Source organism: Streptomyces thermoviolaceus (assembly GCF_045209695.1).
GTDB lineage: Bacteria > Actinomycetota > Actinomycetes > Streptomycetales > Streptomycetaceae > Streptomyces > Streptomyces thermoviolaceus.
This window is the reverse complement of the sequence record NZ_CP109280.1, coordinates 5,823,447-5,837,456: the sequence shown is the minus strand read 5'-3', so window position 1 is coordinate 5,837,456 and position 14,010 is coordinate 5,823,447. Positions and strand designations below refer to the sequence as shown.

Annotated in this window: 12 protein-coding genes; 11 read left to right on the top strand and 1 reads right to left on the bottom strand. The window is 72.6% G+C overall.

What is annotated here, in order from left to right; all coding sequences use genetic code 11:
• The first annotated feature begins 148 nt into the window (after nucleotides 1–148).
• From OG899_RS25495 to OG899_RS25460, 8 genes are all read left to right on the top strand, one after another.
• On the top strand, nucleotides 149–1,126 hold the full coding sequence (locus tag OG899_RS25495) for a PP2C family protein-serine/threonine phosphatase (RefSeq protein WP_240955781.1): 978 nt from the start codon (nucleotides 149–151) through the stop codon (nucleotides 1,124–1,126).
• A gap of 33 nt (nucleotides 1,127–1,159) precedes the next feature.
• The gene (locus OG899_RS25490; protein ID WP_168131993.1) at nucleotides 1,160–2,173 is read left to right on the top strand and encodes a GlxA family transcriptional regulator; all 1,014 of its coding nucleotides are present in this window, start codon (nucleotides 1,160–1,162) and stop codon (nucleotides 2,171–2,173) included.
• Between the two features lie 102 nt (nucleotides 2,174–2,275).
• Nucleotides 2,276–2,914 carry an HD domain-containing protein gene (locus OG899_RS25485; protein WP_125496354.1) on the top strand — a complete coding sequence of 213 codons (639 nt, stop codon included), beginning with the start codon at nucleotides 2,276–2,278 and terminating at the stop codon, nucleotides 2,912–2,914.
• A gap of 226 nt (nucleotides 2,915–3,140) precedes the next feature.
• Entirely contained in the window at nucleotides 3,141–3,803 is a 663-nt protein-coding gene (locus OG899_RS25480) for a TetR/AcrR family transcriptional regulator (RefSeq protein WP_125496355.1), read from the top strand.
• A 224-nt stretch (nucleotides 3,804–4,027) separates the two neighbouring features.
• Entirely contained in the window at nucleotides 4,028–5,248 is a 1,221-nt protein-coding gene (locus tag OG899_RS25475) for a cytochrome P450 (RefSeq protein WP_125496356.1), read from the top strand.
• Between the two features lie 44 nt (nucleotides 5,249–5,292).
• Nucleotides 5,293–5,487 (top strand): ferredoxin, encoded by a 195-nt coding sequence (locus OG899_RS25470; protein ID WP_125496357.1) that lies wholly within the window; start codon nucleotides 5,293–5,295, stop codon nucleotides 5,485–5,487.
• Nucleotides 5,484–6,749, top strand: coding sequence for an NAD(P)/FAD-dependent oxidoreductase (locus OG899_RS25465; RefSeq protein WP_125496358.1), 1,266 nt, complete (start codon nucleotides 5,484–5,486; stop codon nucleotides 6,747–6,749). Before OG899_RS25470 ends, OG899_RS25465 begins: the two co-directional genes overlap by 4 nt.
• A 169-nt stretch (nucleotides 6,750–6,918) precedes the next feature.
• Nucleotides 6,919–8,121, top strand: a complete 1,203-nt coding sequence (locus OG899_RS25460; protein WP_125496359.1) for a cysteine desulfurase-like protein — start codon at nucleotides 6,919–6,921, stop codon at nucleotides 8,119–8,121.
• Nucleotides 8,122–8,214: 93 nt separating this feature from the next.
• On the opposite strand, the gene yicI is transcribed toward OG899_RS25460, so the two are convergent.
• On the bottom strand, nucleotides 8,215–10,485 hold the full coding sequence (gene yicI / locus OG899_RS25455; protein ID WP_168131992.1) for an alpha-xylosidase: 2,271 nt from the start codon (nucleotides 10,483–10,485) through the stop codon (nucleotides 8,215–8,217).
• A gap of 280 nt (nucleotides 10,486–10,765) precedes the next feature.
• Here yicI and OG899_RS25450 point away from each other — a divergent pair, with 280 nt between their 5' ends.
• The 3 genes from OG899_RS25450 to OG899_RS25440 are packed head-to-tail and all read left to right on the top strand — an operon-like array spanning nucleotide 10,766 to nucleotide 13,793.
• A complete protein-coding gene (locus OG899_RS25450) occupies nucleotides 10,766–11,998 on the top strand; it encodes a sugar ABC transporter substrate-binding protein (RefSeq protein ID WP_125496361.1) in 1,233 nt (410 codons plus the stop codon).
• An 11-nt stretch (nucleotides 11,999–12,009) separates the two neighbouring features.
• A complete protein-coding gene (locus OG899_RS25445) occupies nucleotides 12,010–12,960 on the top strand; it encodes a carbohydrate ABC transporter permease (RefSeq protein ID WP_125496362.1) in 951 nt (316 codons plus the stop codon).
• A 5-nt stretch (nucleotides 12,961–12,965) separates the two neighbouring features.
• Nucleotides 12,966–13,793, top strand: a complete 828-nt coding sequence (locus OG899_RS25440) for a carbohydrate ABC transporter permease (RefSeq protein WP_125496363.1) — start codon at nucleotides 12,966–12,968, stop codon at nucleotides 13,791–13,793.
• The last annotated feature ends 217 nt before the right edge of the window (nucleotides 13,794–14,010 follow it).

The window sequence follows — 14,010 nt, the reverse complement described above, 5'->3', positions numbered from 1 at the left end:
AGCCGCGGGGCCGGTTCATGGCGGTCGCGCAGCGGTGGTGGCAGGCCGGGCCTCTGCTGCTGATCGTGGCGATCCCGGTGGCCGACCATTTCCTGCCCCGTCTGTCCATCTCGCGCATCTGCTGGTCGTCGCCGTGGTGGTCACCGCCATGGGGGCCGGTCCCACGGCCACCGCGGTCATGGGTGGGCTCGCGGTGCTTGCCCTGGTGTGCGCGGCGGTCGAGCGGAAGATGCTGGCGAGCGAGAACGTCCTGGTGGAGCTGCTGTCGCTGGGTGCGGTCGGCGTCCTGATGACGTCGCTGACGTTCCTGCGGTGCCGGCGGGCACGGGAGCTGCAGCGGGCGCGCCGGGTGTCGGACGCGGCCCAGCGGGTGCTCCTGCGGCCCCTGCCGCGGCGGTCCGGTCCGGTGTCCCTGGCCTCGGTGTACCGCAGCGCGGAGGCCGACACGTACGTCGGCGGCGATCTGTACGCGATGGCCCGCACCCACGGGTCGACCCGGCTGATGATCGGGGACGTGCGGGGCAAGGGGCTGGCGTCCATCAGCGACACGGCCGTCGTGCTGGGCGCCTTCCGGGCCGCCGCACACCGCCAGCTGCCGCTGACGGAGCTGGTGGCCGCCGTGGAGCAGGCGGTCCGCTGGGGGCTGGAGGAGTTCGCCGAGATCGGTGAGGAGGCCCGCGAGCGGTTCGTGACGGCGGTGTTCCTGGACATCCCGGACGACCGGCCGGAGGTCGGCCTGGTCAGCTGCGGGCATCCGCCGCCGCTGCTGCTGCGCCGTGGCGGCGCCGGCGTCACGGCGCTGGCCGTGCCCGAGCCCGCCCCGCCGCTCGGCCTCGGCACGATCGCGCGAGACACGTACACCGCCGCGTCCTTTCCGTTCGCGCCCGGTGACCGGCTGCTGCTGTACACCGACGGTGTGACCGAGGCACGGGACGACACAGGCGTGTTCTATCCGCTGGCCCGGCGTGCCGCGGCCTGGGCCGGCGACCGGCCCGAGCGGCTGCTGCACCGGATCATGGAGGATCTGCGGGCCCACACGGGCGGCAGGCTGGACGACGACCTGGCCATGGTCGTCGTCCGGCGCGAAGGGGGTTCGCCGACCGGCCGCCGCGAAGGGAGAATGTGACCGAGCGGGATGCGGCGGCGAGCGGGAGAGCGGATGACGGCGGGCACGCACGGTGTGGGCATCTTGGTGTTCGACGGCATGAAGATGCTCGATCTGTCCGGTCCGGCCGAGGTGTTCAGCGAGGCCAACCGGTTCGGGGCGCACTACCGGCTGACTCTCGTCTCGGTGGGCGGAAAGCCGGTGCACACGTCCATCGGGCTGCGCATGCCGGTGGACGGCGACGCGCGGGCCGCGTCGGCGTTCGACACCTTCCTGGTGCTCGGCGGCGATCCGCTGCCCGGCTCTCCCGTCGCCCCCGAGCTCGCAGCGGCGGCGCGGAGACTCGCGCAGCGGTCGGCACGGGTGGCCTCGGTGTGCACCGGCGCCTTCGTGCTGGCCGCGGCCGGGCTGCTGGACGGCAGACGTGCGACGACCCACTGGGAGCACGCCGCCACGCTGGCCCGTCGCTGCCCGTCCGCCCGGGTGGAGCCCGACGCCATCTTCGTCAAGGACGGGAACACCTACACCTCGGCGGGTGTGACCGCGGGCATCGATCTGGCGCTCGCCCTGGTCGAGCACGACCACGGCCCCGACCTGGCCCGGCAGGTGGCCCGCTCGCTGGTGGTGCCCATGCAGCGGGCCGGAGGACAGTCGCAGTTCTCCGCCTCGCTGCAGGGCCCGGCCCCGAAGACTCCCGTGCTGAGACTCGTGCAGGAGGCCGTCCAGGCCGATCCGACCGCGGACCACAGCCTGGAGGCACTGGCCGCGCGGGTGCGGGTCAGCCCGCGGCACCTGACCCGGATGTTCCGCGCCGAGCTGGACACCACGCCCGGCAGGTATGTGGAGCTGATCCGTTTCGACCTGGCCAAGGCACTGCTGGACGCCGGGCACAACGCCACCGAGGCCGCGGCGAAGTCGGGTTTCCCGAGCTACGAGAGCCTGCGGCGTGCCTTCGCCCGGCACCTCGGCCTGTCCCCCACCCGGTACCAGCAGCGTTTCGCCTCGACCGACCGCGCGTCCCGCCGTCCCCGCACGCCGGCCCGGGGCGCGGGGGCGGTGACGTCATGACCGTATTCGAGGGATTCCCGGCCATCCGGTAGCGGACACGGCGGCTGCCCCTCGCGGAGAGTGAAGACGTCATCGCCCCCCCTTCTTCCGAGGAGCGACGCCATGACCGAGAAGATCGCCGGTGTGGAGATCCCGGACAGCAAACTGGTGCAGGAGGCCACCGAACTCATCCGTGACACCACTCCGCCCCTGATCTTCCACCACTCCCGCCGGGTGTACCTGTTCGGCAGCCTGCAGGCCGCGGCGCTGGGCATCCGGCCCGACCCGGAACTGCTGTACGTGGCGGCGCTGTTCCACGACACCGGTCTGGTGCCGCCGTACCGCAGCGACGACCAGCGGTTCGAGATGGACGGTGCCGACCAGGCGCGTGCCTTCCTGCTGTCGCACGGCGTGCCGCAGTCGGCCGCGGACACCGTGTGGACGGCCGTCGCCCTGCACACCACCCCGGAGGTGCCGTACAAGATGGCCCCGGAGATCGCGGCGACCACCGCCGGGGTGGAGACGGACGTGCTGGGGCTGAACCTGGCCAACCTCTCCCGGGAGCAGATCGACGCGGTGACCGCCGCGCACCCGCGTCCCGACTTCAAGCGGCAGATCCTCCAGGCGTTCACCGAGGGATTCCGGCACCGCCCCGCCACCACCTTCGGCACGGTGAACGCGGACGTGCTGGAGCACTTCGTGCCCGGCTTCCGGCGCATCGACTTCGTCGACGTCATCCAGGACTCCGCCTGGCCGGAGTGAGGCGCGCCCCGGCGCGGTGACGCGGCCGGCTCCGTGGCCGGCCCGGAAGAGTCCCGGCATCGGTGAGGCGTCGGCGCCCCGCCGGTGCCGCTCCTTTTCGGGCGCCCTGTCCGAAGTGCCGGTGCGGCGGGTGTGTCGTGTAGGTTCGGGTGGGCGCCGCGCGGCCGCCGAGAGCGGCGATGTCGTTCGGCTGCGGCGCCGGTGTCCACACGAGGGAGGTGCGGCGGTGGCCGAGCAGAGGCGGAACGGTGGTGGCGCCACCGCCGGGACGGCCGCGGAGCGGACCGCGCGGGTGCGCAACCCGCGCGGGCAGGGCGAGCGGCTGCGGGAGGAGATCCTGCGGGCGGCCGGGGGGCTGCTGGAGCAGGTGGGCAGCGAGGACGCGCTGTCGCTGCGCGCGGTGGCCCGGGAGGTCGGCATCGCGACCCCGAGCATCTACCGCCACTTCTCCGACAAGACCGACCTGGTGTGGGCGGTGCTGGCGGAGCACTACGAGCGGCTGGCGGGGATCATGGCCGAGGCCGACGCCTCGGCGCCCGCCGACGACCCGCTGGAGCGGCTGCGCTCCCAGCTGACCGCGTACTGCCGTTTCGCGGTGGCGAACCCGGCGAAGTACCGCCTGATGTGCGAGACCTGGCAGACCCCGGTGGACGAGGAGCGCCTGCACGGGCACCCGGCGGGGCTGCTGCTGCGTGGTCTGAGCCGGGCGCTCACCGCGTGCGAGGAGGGCGGCTGGCGGGTGCGGGGCACCCGCGAGGAGGCGCCGTACATGCTGTGGTACGCGCTGCACGGCCGGCTCGCTCTGTGGCAGGTCATGCCGCGCCGCAAGGACACCGTCCGGCTGGACCGGTTCGTCGACGAACTGCTGCGTCTGATGCTGGAGCGCTGACGCGGCGGCGGCACCCCGCCGCCCACGGAGCGCGGGCCTCCGACCCGTCCGGCGCCTCGACGCCCCTGCCCAACTCCCGGCGTACGGCGCGCCCGTCGTCCGTCCGCTCGTCCACCGAGTCGCCGGTCGGTCTTCACCGTTCCTGCGACGGAAACCCGGCACATCCTAGGGATACAGATGTAAGCTAACAGGTGTTAGCCAACGTCTCCTCCTCAAGGAGCGGCATGAGCACCGCACCTCTCCCCCCGCTTCCCACCCGGCCTCCCGCCGGCTGTCCCTTCGACCCGCCCGAGGGCCTGGACCGGCTGCGGATCGAGGAACCCCTGTCGAAGGTGGCCCTGGACGACGGCTCCTGGGCCTGGCTGGCCACCCGCTGGGCGGACGTCCGGGCGATCCTCGGCGACTCCCGCTTCAGCTCCGACACCAACACGCCCGGCTATCCGATCAGCGGCATGACCGGCGGCGGGCCGCGTCCCGGCGCCACCCGCGGCTTCATCCGCATGGACCCGCCCGAGCACACCCGGCTGCGTCGCATGGTCACCCGCGACTTCATGGTCAAGCGGGTCGAGGAGCTGCGTCCGACCCTGCAGCGGCTCACCGACGAGCTGTGCGACGCCATGGAGCGCCTCGACCGCTCCGAGCACCCGGTCGACCTGGTCAAGGCCCTGGCCCTGCCGCTGCCCTCGCTCGCCATCAGCCTGCTGCTGGGCGTGCCCTACGCGGACCACGAGACCTTCCAGCGGCTCACCGGCGCCCTGCTGTCCCGGAACATCTCCGAGGAGGACCGCGGCGCGGCCCGGACCGAACTCCTCGCCTACATCGACGGCCTCGTCGAGTCGAAGAAGGCCGAGCCGGGCGACGACATCCTCAGCCGGCTGGTCACCGAGCGGTACGCCCAGGGCGAGCTGACCCACGAGGACCTCGTCGCGTTCGCCGTCCTGCTGCTGGTCGCCGGGCACGAGACGACGGCCAACATGATCGGTCTGAGCGCCCTGACCCTGATGCTCGACCAGGACACCGCCGGCCGACTGCGCGAGAACCCCTCCCTGATCCGCGGTGCCGTGGAGGAGCTGCTGCGCTTCCACAGCATCATCCGCAACGGCCCGCGCCGCGCCGCCCTGGAGGACGTCGAGGTCGGCGGGCAGCTCATCCGCAAGGGCGAGGGCGTCATCGTCGCCGTGCCGTCCGCCAACCGGGACGAGGACGTCTTCCCCGACGCCGGCCGGCTCGACATCTGCCGTCCCAACGCCCAGCACCACGTGGCCTTCGGCTACGGCATCCACCAGTGCCTGGGGCAGGCACTGGCCCGCGCCGAGCTGCAGGTGGTCATCACCACGCTGCTGCGCCGCTTCCCCACGATGCGCCCGGCCGTGCCGCTCGAGGAGATCCCCTTCCGCACCGACATGGTCATCTACGGCTGCCACTCCCTGCCGGTCACCTGGTGACCTCCCCCGTCGAGCACAACCCACCACCTCTCAAGGAGCACCCCATGCAGATCACCATCGACGAGGCGAAATGCTGCGGCGCCGGCCAGTGCGTGCTGGTGGCCCCCGAGGTCTTCGACCAGCGGGACGAGGACGGCATCGTCGTCCTGCTCGACGCCTCCCCGGACGCCGCACAGCACGCCGCGGTCCGTGAGGCCGCCACCATCTGCCCGGCCGCGGCCATCCAGGTGCGGGAATGAGCGCCGCCCGCCCCCGTGTGGCCGTGGTGGGTGCGGGCGCCGCCGGTCTGGCCGCGGCGGAGGCGCTGCGCCGCCTGGGCTGGGACGGGGAGATCACCGTCGTCGGCGACGAGCCCCGACTGCCCTACGACCGGCCGCCGCTGTCCAAGCAGGTCCTCGGCGGAGCCTGGGAGCCGGAGCGGACCACGCTGCGGGACAGCACCCAGCTCGCCGCGCTGGACCTGGACCTCAGGCTGGGCACCCGCGCGGTCGGCTACGACCCGGCGGAGCGCACGCTCACCCTGGACGGCGACCGCGGGGACGTGCTGCGGTGCGCCGGGGTGATCGCCGCCACCGGGGTCACGCCGCGCACCCTGCCCGGCGCCGAGGGGCTGCAGGGCGTGCATGTGCTGCGCACCCTGGACGACGCGCTCGCCCTGCGCCGGCGGCTGGCCGTGCCCGGCCGGCGGCTCGCCGTCGTGGGCAGCGGCGTGCTCGGCGCCGAGGCCGCCGCCGTGGCCCGAGGTCTCGGCCATCACGTGGAGCTGATCGGCAGCCAGGCCACCCCGATGGAGCGCGTGCTGGGCCATGAGGTCGGCCAGCTGCTGGCCGAGGTGCACCGCGCCCACGGCGTCACCCTGCGCCCGGGGCAGGCGGCCACCGGTGTCACGAGCGAGGACGGCCGCGCGACCGGCGTCGTCCTCGCCGACGGCACCGTGGTGGAGGCCGACGACGTCCTGCTGGCCGTCGGCTCCGACCCCGCCGTGGGCTGGCTGCGCGGCCCCGCGGCCGAGGCGGCGGGAGTGGACCTGTCCGACGGGCTCGGCTGCGACGAGTTCTGCGCCGCGGCCGAGGGGCTGTACGGCGCCGGGGACGTGGCCCGCTGGTACCACCCGGTGCTGGGGCGGCATCTGCGGGTCGAGCACCGGATGAACGCCGGCGAGCAGGGCCTGGCCGCCGCCCGCAACCTGCTGGCCGAGCTGGACCCCGAGCGTTTCGGCGAGCGCCGCCCCTTCGCTCCCGTGCCGTACTTCTGGTCCGACCAGTACGAGCTGAAACTGCAGGCGTACGGCGTCCTGGCCGGGGCGGAACACACCGAGGTGCTCCGGCTCGACAAGGATCCGCTGCGGCTGGCCGCCCTGTACGGCACGTCCGGGCGGGCCACCGGCGCCCTGGCGGTCGGGCTGACTCCCCGCCAGGCGCGGTCGTTGCGCGCGCTGGTCGCCACGCCGGCCGACTGGGCGCAGGCCCGTGCACGGCTGGCGGAGGCGGTGGACGCCTGAGACGCCGTGCCCGGTGCCGTCGTGCCCCGCTCGCCCGCGAGCGGGGCACCCGTCTGCCCGGGCCGCGAGACGGAACGACCAAGGGGGTTCCCCGGAACGGCCGAGCTGCGATCATGGGCTGACCGCCGGACGGCAGGCCCGCCGCCCGCCCGAGCCCGCAGGAGGTCCCATGGCCCTCGACGTCGAAGCGATCCGCGCGCTCATCCCCGCCTTGACGTCCGGCTCCGCGCGTTTCGACGCGCCCGGCGGCACCCAGATGCCGCAGCCGGTCATCGAGGCGATCGCCGAGGCCCTGAGCCGTCCGCTGGCCAACCGGGGACAGGTCACGGAGGGCGAGCGCAACGCGGACGCCCTGGTCACGCAGGCTCGTCAGGCTCTGGGGGATCTGCTCGGGGTGCGGCCGCGGGGCGTGGTGTTCGGCCGCAGCGCGACCCAGCTGGCCTACGACCTGTCCCGGACGCTCGCCAAGGACTGGGGGCCGGGCGACGAGGTGGTCGTCACCCGGCTGGACCACGACTCCAACATCCGCCCGTGGGTGCAGGCGGCACGGGCCGCGGGCGCCACGGTGCGCTGGGCGGACTTCGACCCGGACACCGGCGAGCTGCTCGTGGAGCAGGTGGCGGCGGTGCTGAGCGAGCGGACCCGGCTGGTCGCGGTGACCGCGGCCTCCAACCTGACCGGCACCTGCCCCGACGTCCCGGCGCTGGCCGCGCTGGCGCACGAGGCGGGTGCCCTGCTGCATGTGGACGCGGTGCACTACGCCGCGCACGCCGCCGTCGACCTGGCCGCGCTGGGCGCGGACACCCTGGTGTGCTCGCCGTACAAGTTCCTCGGCCCGCATCTGGGGGTGCTGGCGGCCGACCCGGAGTTCCTGGAGACCCTGCGCCCGGACAAGCTGCTGCCGTCCAGCGATGCGGTGCCCGAACGGTTCGAGCTGGGCACGCTGCCGTACGAGCTGCTGGCCGGCACCCGGGCGGCGGTGGACTTCCTCGCGGGGCTGGAGCCGGAGGCCCGGGGCAGCCGCCGGGAGCGTCTGGCGGCCTCCTTCGCCGCGCTGGAGGTGCACGAGGACGCGCTGCGGGCGCGGATCGAGCAGGGGCTGGCGGACCTCGGCGGGATCACCGTGCACTCGCGGGCCGCGCACCGCACGCCGACGCTGCTGTTCACCGTGGCGGGCATGGCTCCGGCCGAGGTGTCGCGGCATCTGGCCGCGCAGGGCGTGGACGCGCCCGCCGGGACGTTCTACGCGGTCGAGGCCGCGCACCGGCTCGGCCTGGGCGACGAGGGCGGTGTCCGCGTCGGGCTGGCGCCCTACAGCAGCGCCGAGGACGTCGACCGGCTGCTGGCGGCGCTGTCCCGGCTGCCCCGCTGACGGCCCGGGGCGGGCGTCCGGCGCGGGCCCGCGTGGCGGGCACGGCCGCAAGGGGCCGCGCGCACCCGCGCCGCGCGCCGGACGCCCGCCGGGTCAGCCGAGCGGCAGGGTGACCTCGCCGGTTCCCTCGGCACTCGCACCGCCCGGCACACGGACGGTGAACGGGGCGTCGGTGCCGTCGGCGGTGACCCGCAGCACGTCTCCCTCGCGGCGGACCCGGTAGGTGGCGGCCGGGACGCCCGTGCCGTCGGGGACGGTGACCTCGTGCGTGCCGCCGGGCGCGGCGGTCGGGTGGACGAGCAGGGTGAGGCCGTCCAGCCAGTCGCCGTCGGGGCGCCGGTCGTCCGCGGCCAGCGGCAGCACGGCGCCCTCGCGGACGTACAGCGGCAGGCTGTCGAAGCCGTGCCGCTCGGTGCGCCACGCCGGGCCGGTGACCCGCTCGCCGCTGAGCAGATGCGTCCAGGTGCCCTCGGGGAGGTACACCTCCACCGTGCCGTCCTCGCTGAACACCGGCGCGACGAGCAGGTCGGGGCCGAGCATGTACTGGCGGTCCAGGGTGCGGCAGGCCGGATCGTGCGGGAACTCCAGCAGCATGGGCCGCATCACCGGCACACCCGTGCGGTGCGCCTCGACGGCGGCGCCGTACAGGTACGGCATGAGGCGGTGTTTGAGCAGGGTGAACCGCCGGGCGACGTCGACCGCCTCCTCGCCGAACGCCCACGGCACCCGGTAGGACGACGATCCGTGCAGGCGGCTGTGGGAGGACAGCAGTCCGAAGGCCAGCCAGCGTTTGAACACCGCCGGGTCGGGTGTGCCCTCGAAGCCGCCGATGTCGTGGCTCCAGAAACCGAAGCCGCTCAGCGACAGCGACAGCCCGCCCCGCAGGGACTCGGCCATGGCCTCGAAGGAGGACCAGCAGTCGCCGCCCCAGTGCACCGGGTACTGCTGGCCGCCGGCGGTGGCGGAGCGGGCGAAGAGGACCGCCTCGCCCCGGCCGCGTTCGCGCTCCAGCAGCTCGAAGACGGTCCGGTTGTACAGGTGGGTGTAGTAGTTGTGCATCCGCTCCGGATCGCTTCCGTCGTGCCAGACGACGTCGGTGGGGATGCGCTCGCCGAAGTCGGTCTTGAAGCAGTCCACGCCCTGGTCCAGCAGCGGCTTGAGCTTGGACTGGAACCAGGCGCGGGCGGCGGGGCTGGTGAAGTCGACCAGGCCCATGCCGGCCTGCCACAGGTCCCACTGCCACACACTGCCGTCCGGGCGGCGCACCAGGTGTCCCAGCGCGGCCGCCTCCTCGAACAGGGGCGACTTCTGCGCGATGTAGGGGTTGATCCACACACTGATCCGCAGGCCCTTGTCCTTGAGCCGGGCGAGCATGCCCTCCGGGTCGGGGAACACCTGCGGGTCCCAGGCGAAGTCGCACCACTGGTACTCGCGCATCCAGAAGCAGTCGAAGTGGAAGACGGACAGCGGGATGCCGCGCTCGGCCATGCCGTCGACGAAGGACGTCACGGTCCGCTCGTCGTAGTCGGTGGTGAAGGAGGTGGTGAGCCACAGGCCGAACGACCAGGCGGGCGGCAGGGCGGGCCGGCCGGTGAGGGCGGTGTAGCGGGTGAGCACGTCCTTCGGGGTGGGGCCGGCGACGACGTAGTACTCCAGGCTCTGGTCCTCGACGCTGAACTGGACCTGTCCCACGGACTCCGAACCGACCTCGTAGGAGACCTTTCCGGGGTGGTTGACGAAGACGCCGTAGCCGCGTGAGGAGAGATGGAACGGCACGTTCTTGTAGGCCTGTTCGCTGCTGGTGCCGCCGTCGGCCTGCCAGATGTCGACGACCTGTCCGTTCTTCACGAACGGGGTGAAGCGCTCGCCGAGGCCGTAGATCTGCTCGCCGACGCCGAGGGCGAGCCGGGTCAGCATGTGGTGGGCGCCGTCGGGGGTGGTGGCGAACGCGGTGCTGCGTGCGTTCGCGCGGGTCAGTTCGCGTCCGTCGGCGTCGTGGAAGCTGAGCGTCCACGGCTGTGAGCTGTCCAGGCGCACGGTGAGCGGGCCGCTGGTCAGTTCGGTGACGGGGCCGGCCCGGCGGACCGTGCCGACGCCGTCCGCCGGGCCGGCGAGGGCGAACTCGGGGCCCGGGCGGCGGGCGCCCGCGTGATGGGTGACCCGGACGCCGATCACACCCTCCAGGGGGGAGAAACACTCGGCGGTGATCAGGGGCGCGTTCAGGGTGTCCCCTCGGTGCGTCACCTTCTTCACGGCGGCATAGCTGGTGAAGCGCTTCGCTTCGATGTGCACGTCGCGCACCTGTGTGGCATAGGAGATCTGCACGCCGTCGCGGATACGCCAGAAGCCATCGGTGAACTTCATCATCTTCCTCAAGGGAGCGGGGGCCGGCGGAGAGCGGTACGGGAGCGCCCCGGACGAGAGGCGATCGTACACACAGCTGCCCACGATCACGAGCCTTGCACTCCAGAAAAAGGCACCTCACCTGCGACAACTACGAAAAGAAGCGGATCGGGACGGTGCGTGACGTCACAAACGCGGCGCCGGGGTCTAGCGCCGCTCCGCCTCGGTGACGTATTAGTCATCCCACCGAACAAACGGGCTCGGTGCCGCGACCGAGTCGTACAACAGCAAGGGCCGCCCGATGTCGAAGCGCTTCAACGCGAGCTTCAGCACGAGGATCGTCGCCGCCGCCTGCGTCCTGGTCGCCTCCGCGACACTGACCGGCTGTGGGCAGGACCGGGACGACGGTGTGTACACCGTGCTGAACTCCTCGACCGACGAGACGTATCACCGCTGGGACGCCGAGGCGATGGCCCGCTGCGGCAAGCAGCTGGGGATCACCATCGAGCAGCAGAGCGTTCCGGCGGCGCAGGTGATGACCAAGGCCCTGCGCATGGCGTCCTCCAGGTCGCTGCCGGACGTCGTGCAGTTCGACGCCTCGGAGATGCCGACCTTCGCCGAGGCGGGCGGCCTGATCGACCTCACCACGCTCGGGCTGAGCACCCGCGACATCCCGAAGGGCATCGTCGCCTTCGGCTCCTACAAGGGCACGTACTACGGCGCGGCCCGATCGGTGAACACTCTCGCGCTCTTCTACAACAAGGACGTGCTCCGGCAGGCCGGGCTCGGGGTGCCCACCACCTGGGACGAGCTGCGCGCCACCGCGAAGAAGCTCACCCGCGGCAAGCGGTACGGGCTGGCGCTGAGCGCGGGCGGCGCCGAGGACGGCGTCTTCCAGTTCCTGCCGTTCATGTGGTCCAACGGCGGCGACGAGCGGAAGCTGGACGGCCCGCGGGTGGTCGAGGCGCTCGACTTCTGGAAGGACCTGATCGAGGACGGTTCGCTGTCGAAGTCCACGGTCAGCTGGACCCAGGCCGACGTCAACGACCAGTTCATGGCGGGCAACGCGGCCATGATGATCAACGGGCCGTGGCAGGTGGAGACGCTGAACTCCGACACGTCCCTGCACTGGGGCATCGCGCCGATCCCGGTGCCGCGGGCGGGAGCGACGTCCGTCGGTCCGCTGGGCGGTACGGTGCTGACGGTGCCGAACACCGGGGACACCGAGCGCGAGCGCACGGCCGGGCGGATCGTCGCCTGCCTGTCGAGCGAGAAGGAACAGCTGACCTACGCCCTCAACAGCTGGATGGTCCCGGCCAACGAGAAGGCCGCAGCGGTGTGGCGCCGACGGGTGCCCGAGCTGCAGTCCCTGGCCGGTCAGGTGGCCGCCGCCCGCTCGCGCACGGCCGAGCTCGGTGCCGGCTGGTCGAGCGTCTCGCTCGCCCTGCAGAGCGCCTTCCAGTCCGCCCTGACCGGCGAGTCCAGCCAGGCCGCCCTGAAGCGGGCCCAGCAGCGGGCCACGAGCGGGAACTGAGGTACGCATCCATGACCACGTCCAGCATCACCGCTCCGGCCGCCGTCCGGACGCCCCGCGACACCGCCGGGGACCCGGCCCGGCAGCGGCGCCGCCGCACGCTCGCCCGGTGGGGGTTCGTCGCACCCGCGGTCGTCTTCATGCTGCTGTTCTTCGGCTACCCGCTCGTGCGCAACGTCGTGATGAGCTTCCAGCACTACACGCCGAGGACGTTCTTCACCGGCCACGCCCCGTTCAACGGCACCGACAACTGGTCCCACGTCTTCCGCGACGCCCTGTTCGGCAAGGCGCTGTGGCACACCCTGGTGTTCACCGCCGGCTCGCTGCTCGGGCAGTTCGGCATCGGGCTGGCGCTCGCGGTGTTCTTCAACCGGCGTTTCCCGCTCGGCGGCGTGCTGCGCTCGCTGATCCTGCTGCCGTGGCTGGTGCCGATGGTGGTCTCGGGTGTGGTGTGGCGGCGCATCCTCGACCAGGACACCGGGGTGCTCAACTCCTTCCTCGACGCCGTCGGCCTGCCGGGTCACACCCCGTGGCTGACCAGCCCCGGCATGGCGCTGCTGTCGGTGATCCTGGTGAACATCTGGATCGGCATCCCGTTCAACATGGTGATCCTGTACGGCGGTCTGCAGGAGATCCCGCGGGAGCTGTACGAGGCGGCGTCGCTGGACGGCGCCTCGGCCTGGCGCAGCTTCCGCTCCATCACCCTGCCGATGCTCCGGCCGGTCATCACGGTGGTGCTGGTGCTCGGCTTCATGTCGACGGTGAAGATCCTCGATCTGATCCTCGCGCTGACCGACGGCGGTCCCGCGGACGCCACCCAGACACTGGGCACGCTCACGTACCAGACCTCGTTCGTCCGGCTGGACTTCGGTGCGGGCGCGGTCGTCGGCAACGTACTCATCCTGATCTCCGCGGTGTTCGCGGTGCTGTATCTGCGGGCCAACCGCACCGAGGGGAAGTGACGACCATGGCCTCGCGTCCGTCCACCGCGTCCCGGCGCCGCTGGGGCTCCACGATCGCCGGCGTGCTCGTCCTGTGCGTGATGCTCTTCCCGCTGTACTGGATGGTCGACACCGCGCTGCAGCCGGCGGCCGGGCTGCTGCGGGTCGCCCCGGTGCCGCACGATCTGGACCTGTCGGGCTTCTCCAAGGCGCTCGACGACCAGGGCGGTCATCTGCTGACCTCGCTGGTGGTGTCGCTGGGTGCCGTGGTGATCTGCCTGGCGATCGCGGCCCCGGCAGCGTACGGGCTGGCCCGGTTCGGGCTGCGCGGCACCCGGACCATCGTGTTCGGCACGCTGATCACGCAGATGGTGCCGGGCATCGTCATCGCCAACGCCCTGTACAACACCTATGTCGACCTGGGACTGGTCAACTCCTACATCGGGCTGATGCTGGCGGACGCCTCGCTCGGCATCCCGTTCTCCATCGTGCTCCTGCGCTCCTTCATGGTGTCCATCCCCGGGGAGGTCGTCGAGGCCGCGCAGGTGGACGGCGCCGGAGCGCTGCGCACGTTCCTGCGGGTGGTGCTGCCGATGAGCCGCAACGCGCTGATCACCTCGGGGCTGTTCGCGTTCCTGTTCGCCTGGAGCGACTTCATGTTCGCGCTGACGTTGAACACCACCGACGACGTCAAGCCGGTCACCCTCGGCATCTACCAGTACATCGGCGCGCACGTCGGCGACTGGGGCTCGGTGATGGCGGCCTCGGTGCTGTCCGCGGTCCCGGCCGCGATCCTGCTCGTCGTCGCGCAGAAGTACATCGCGGCCGGCATCACCGGAGGCTCCGTGAAGTGACCGGTGCGCCCGACGGCGCACCGACGGCCGGCGCCCGTGTCCTCCCCGGCGGACGGACACGGGCGCCGGTGTGTCCGGACGCCCGCCCGCCGGGTGTCCGGGCACTCGCGTGGCTGGACGACGCGTGTCCGGGTAGAACCCTGCCGCGGACGTGTTCCGCCGGTGTCCCGGACGGGCAGAAGACCACCGTGCGGCCCGTCCGGTCCCCTGGGAGAGC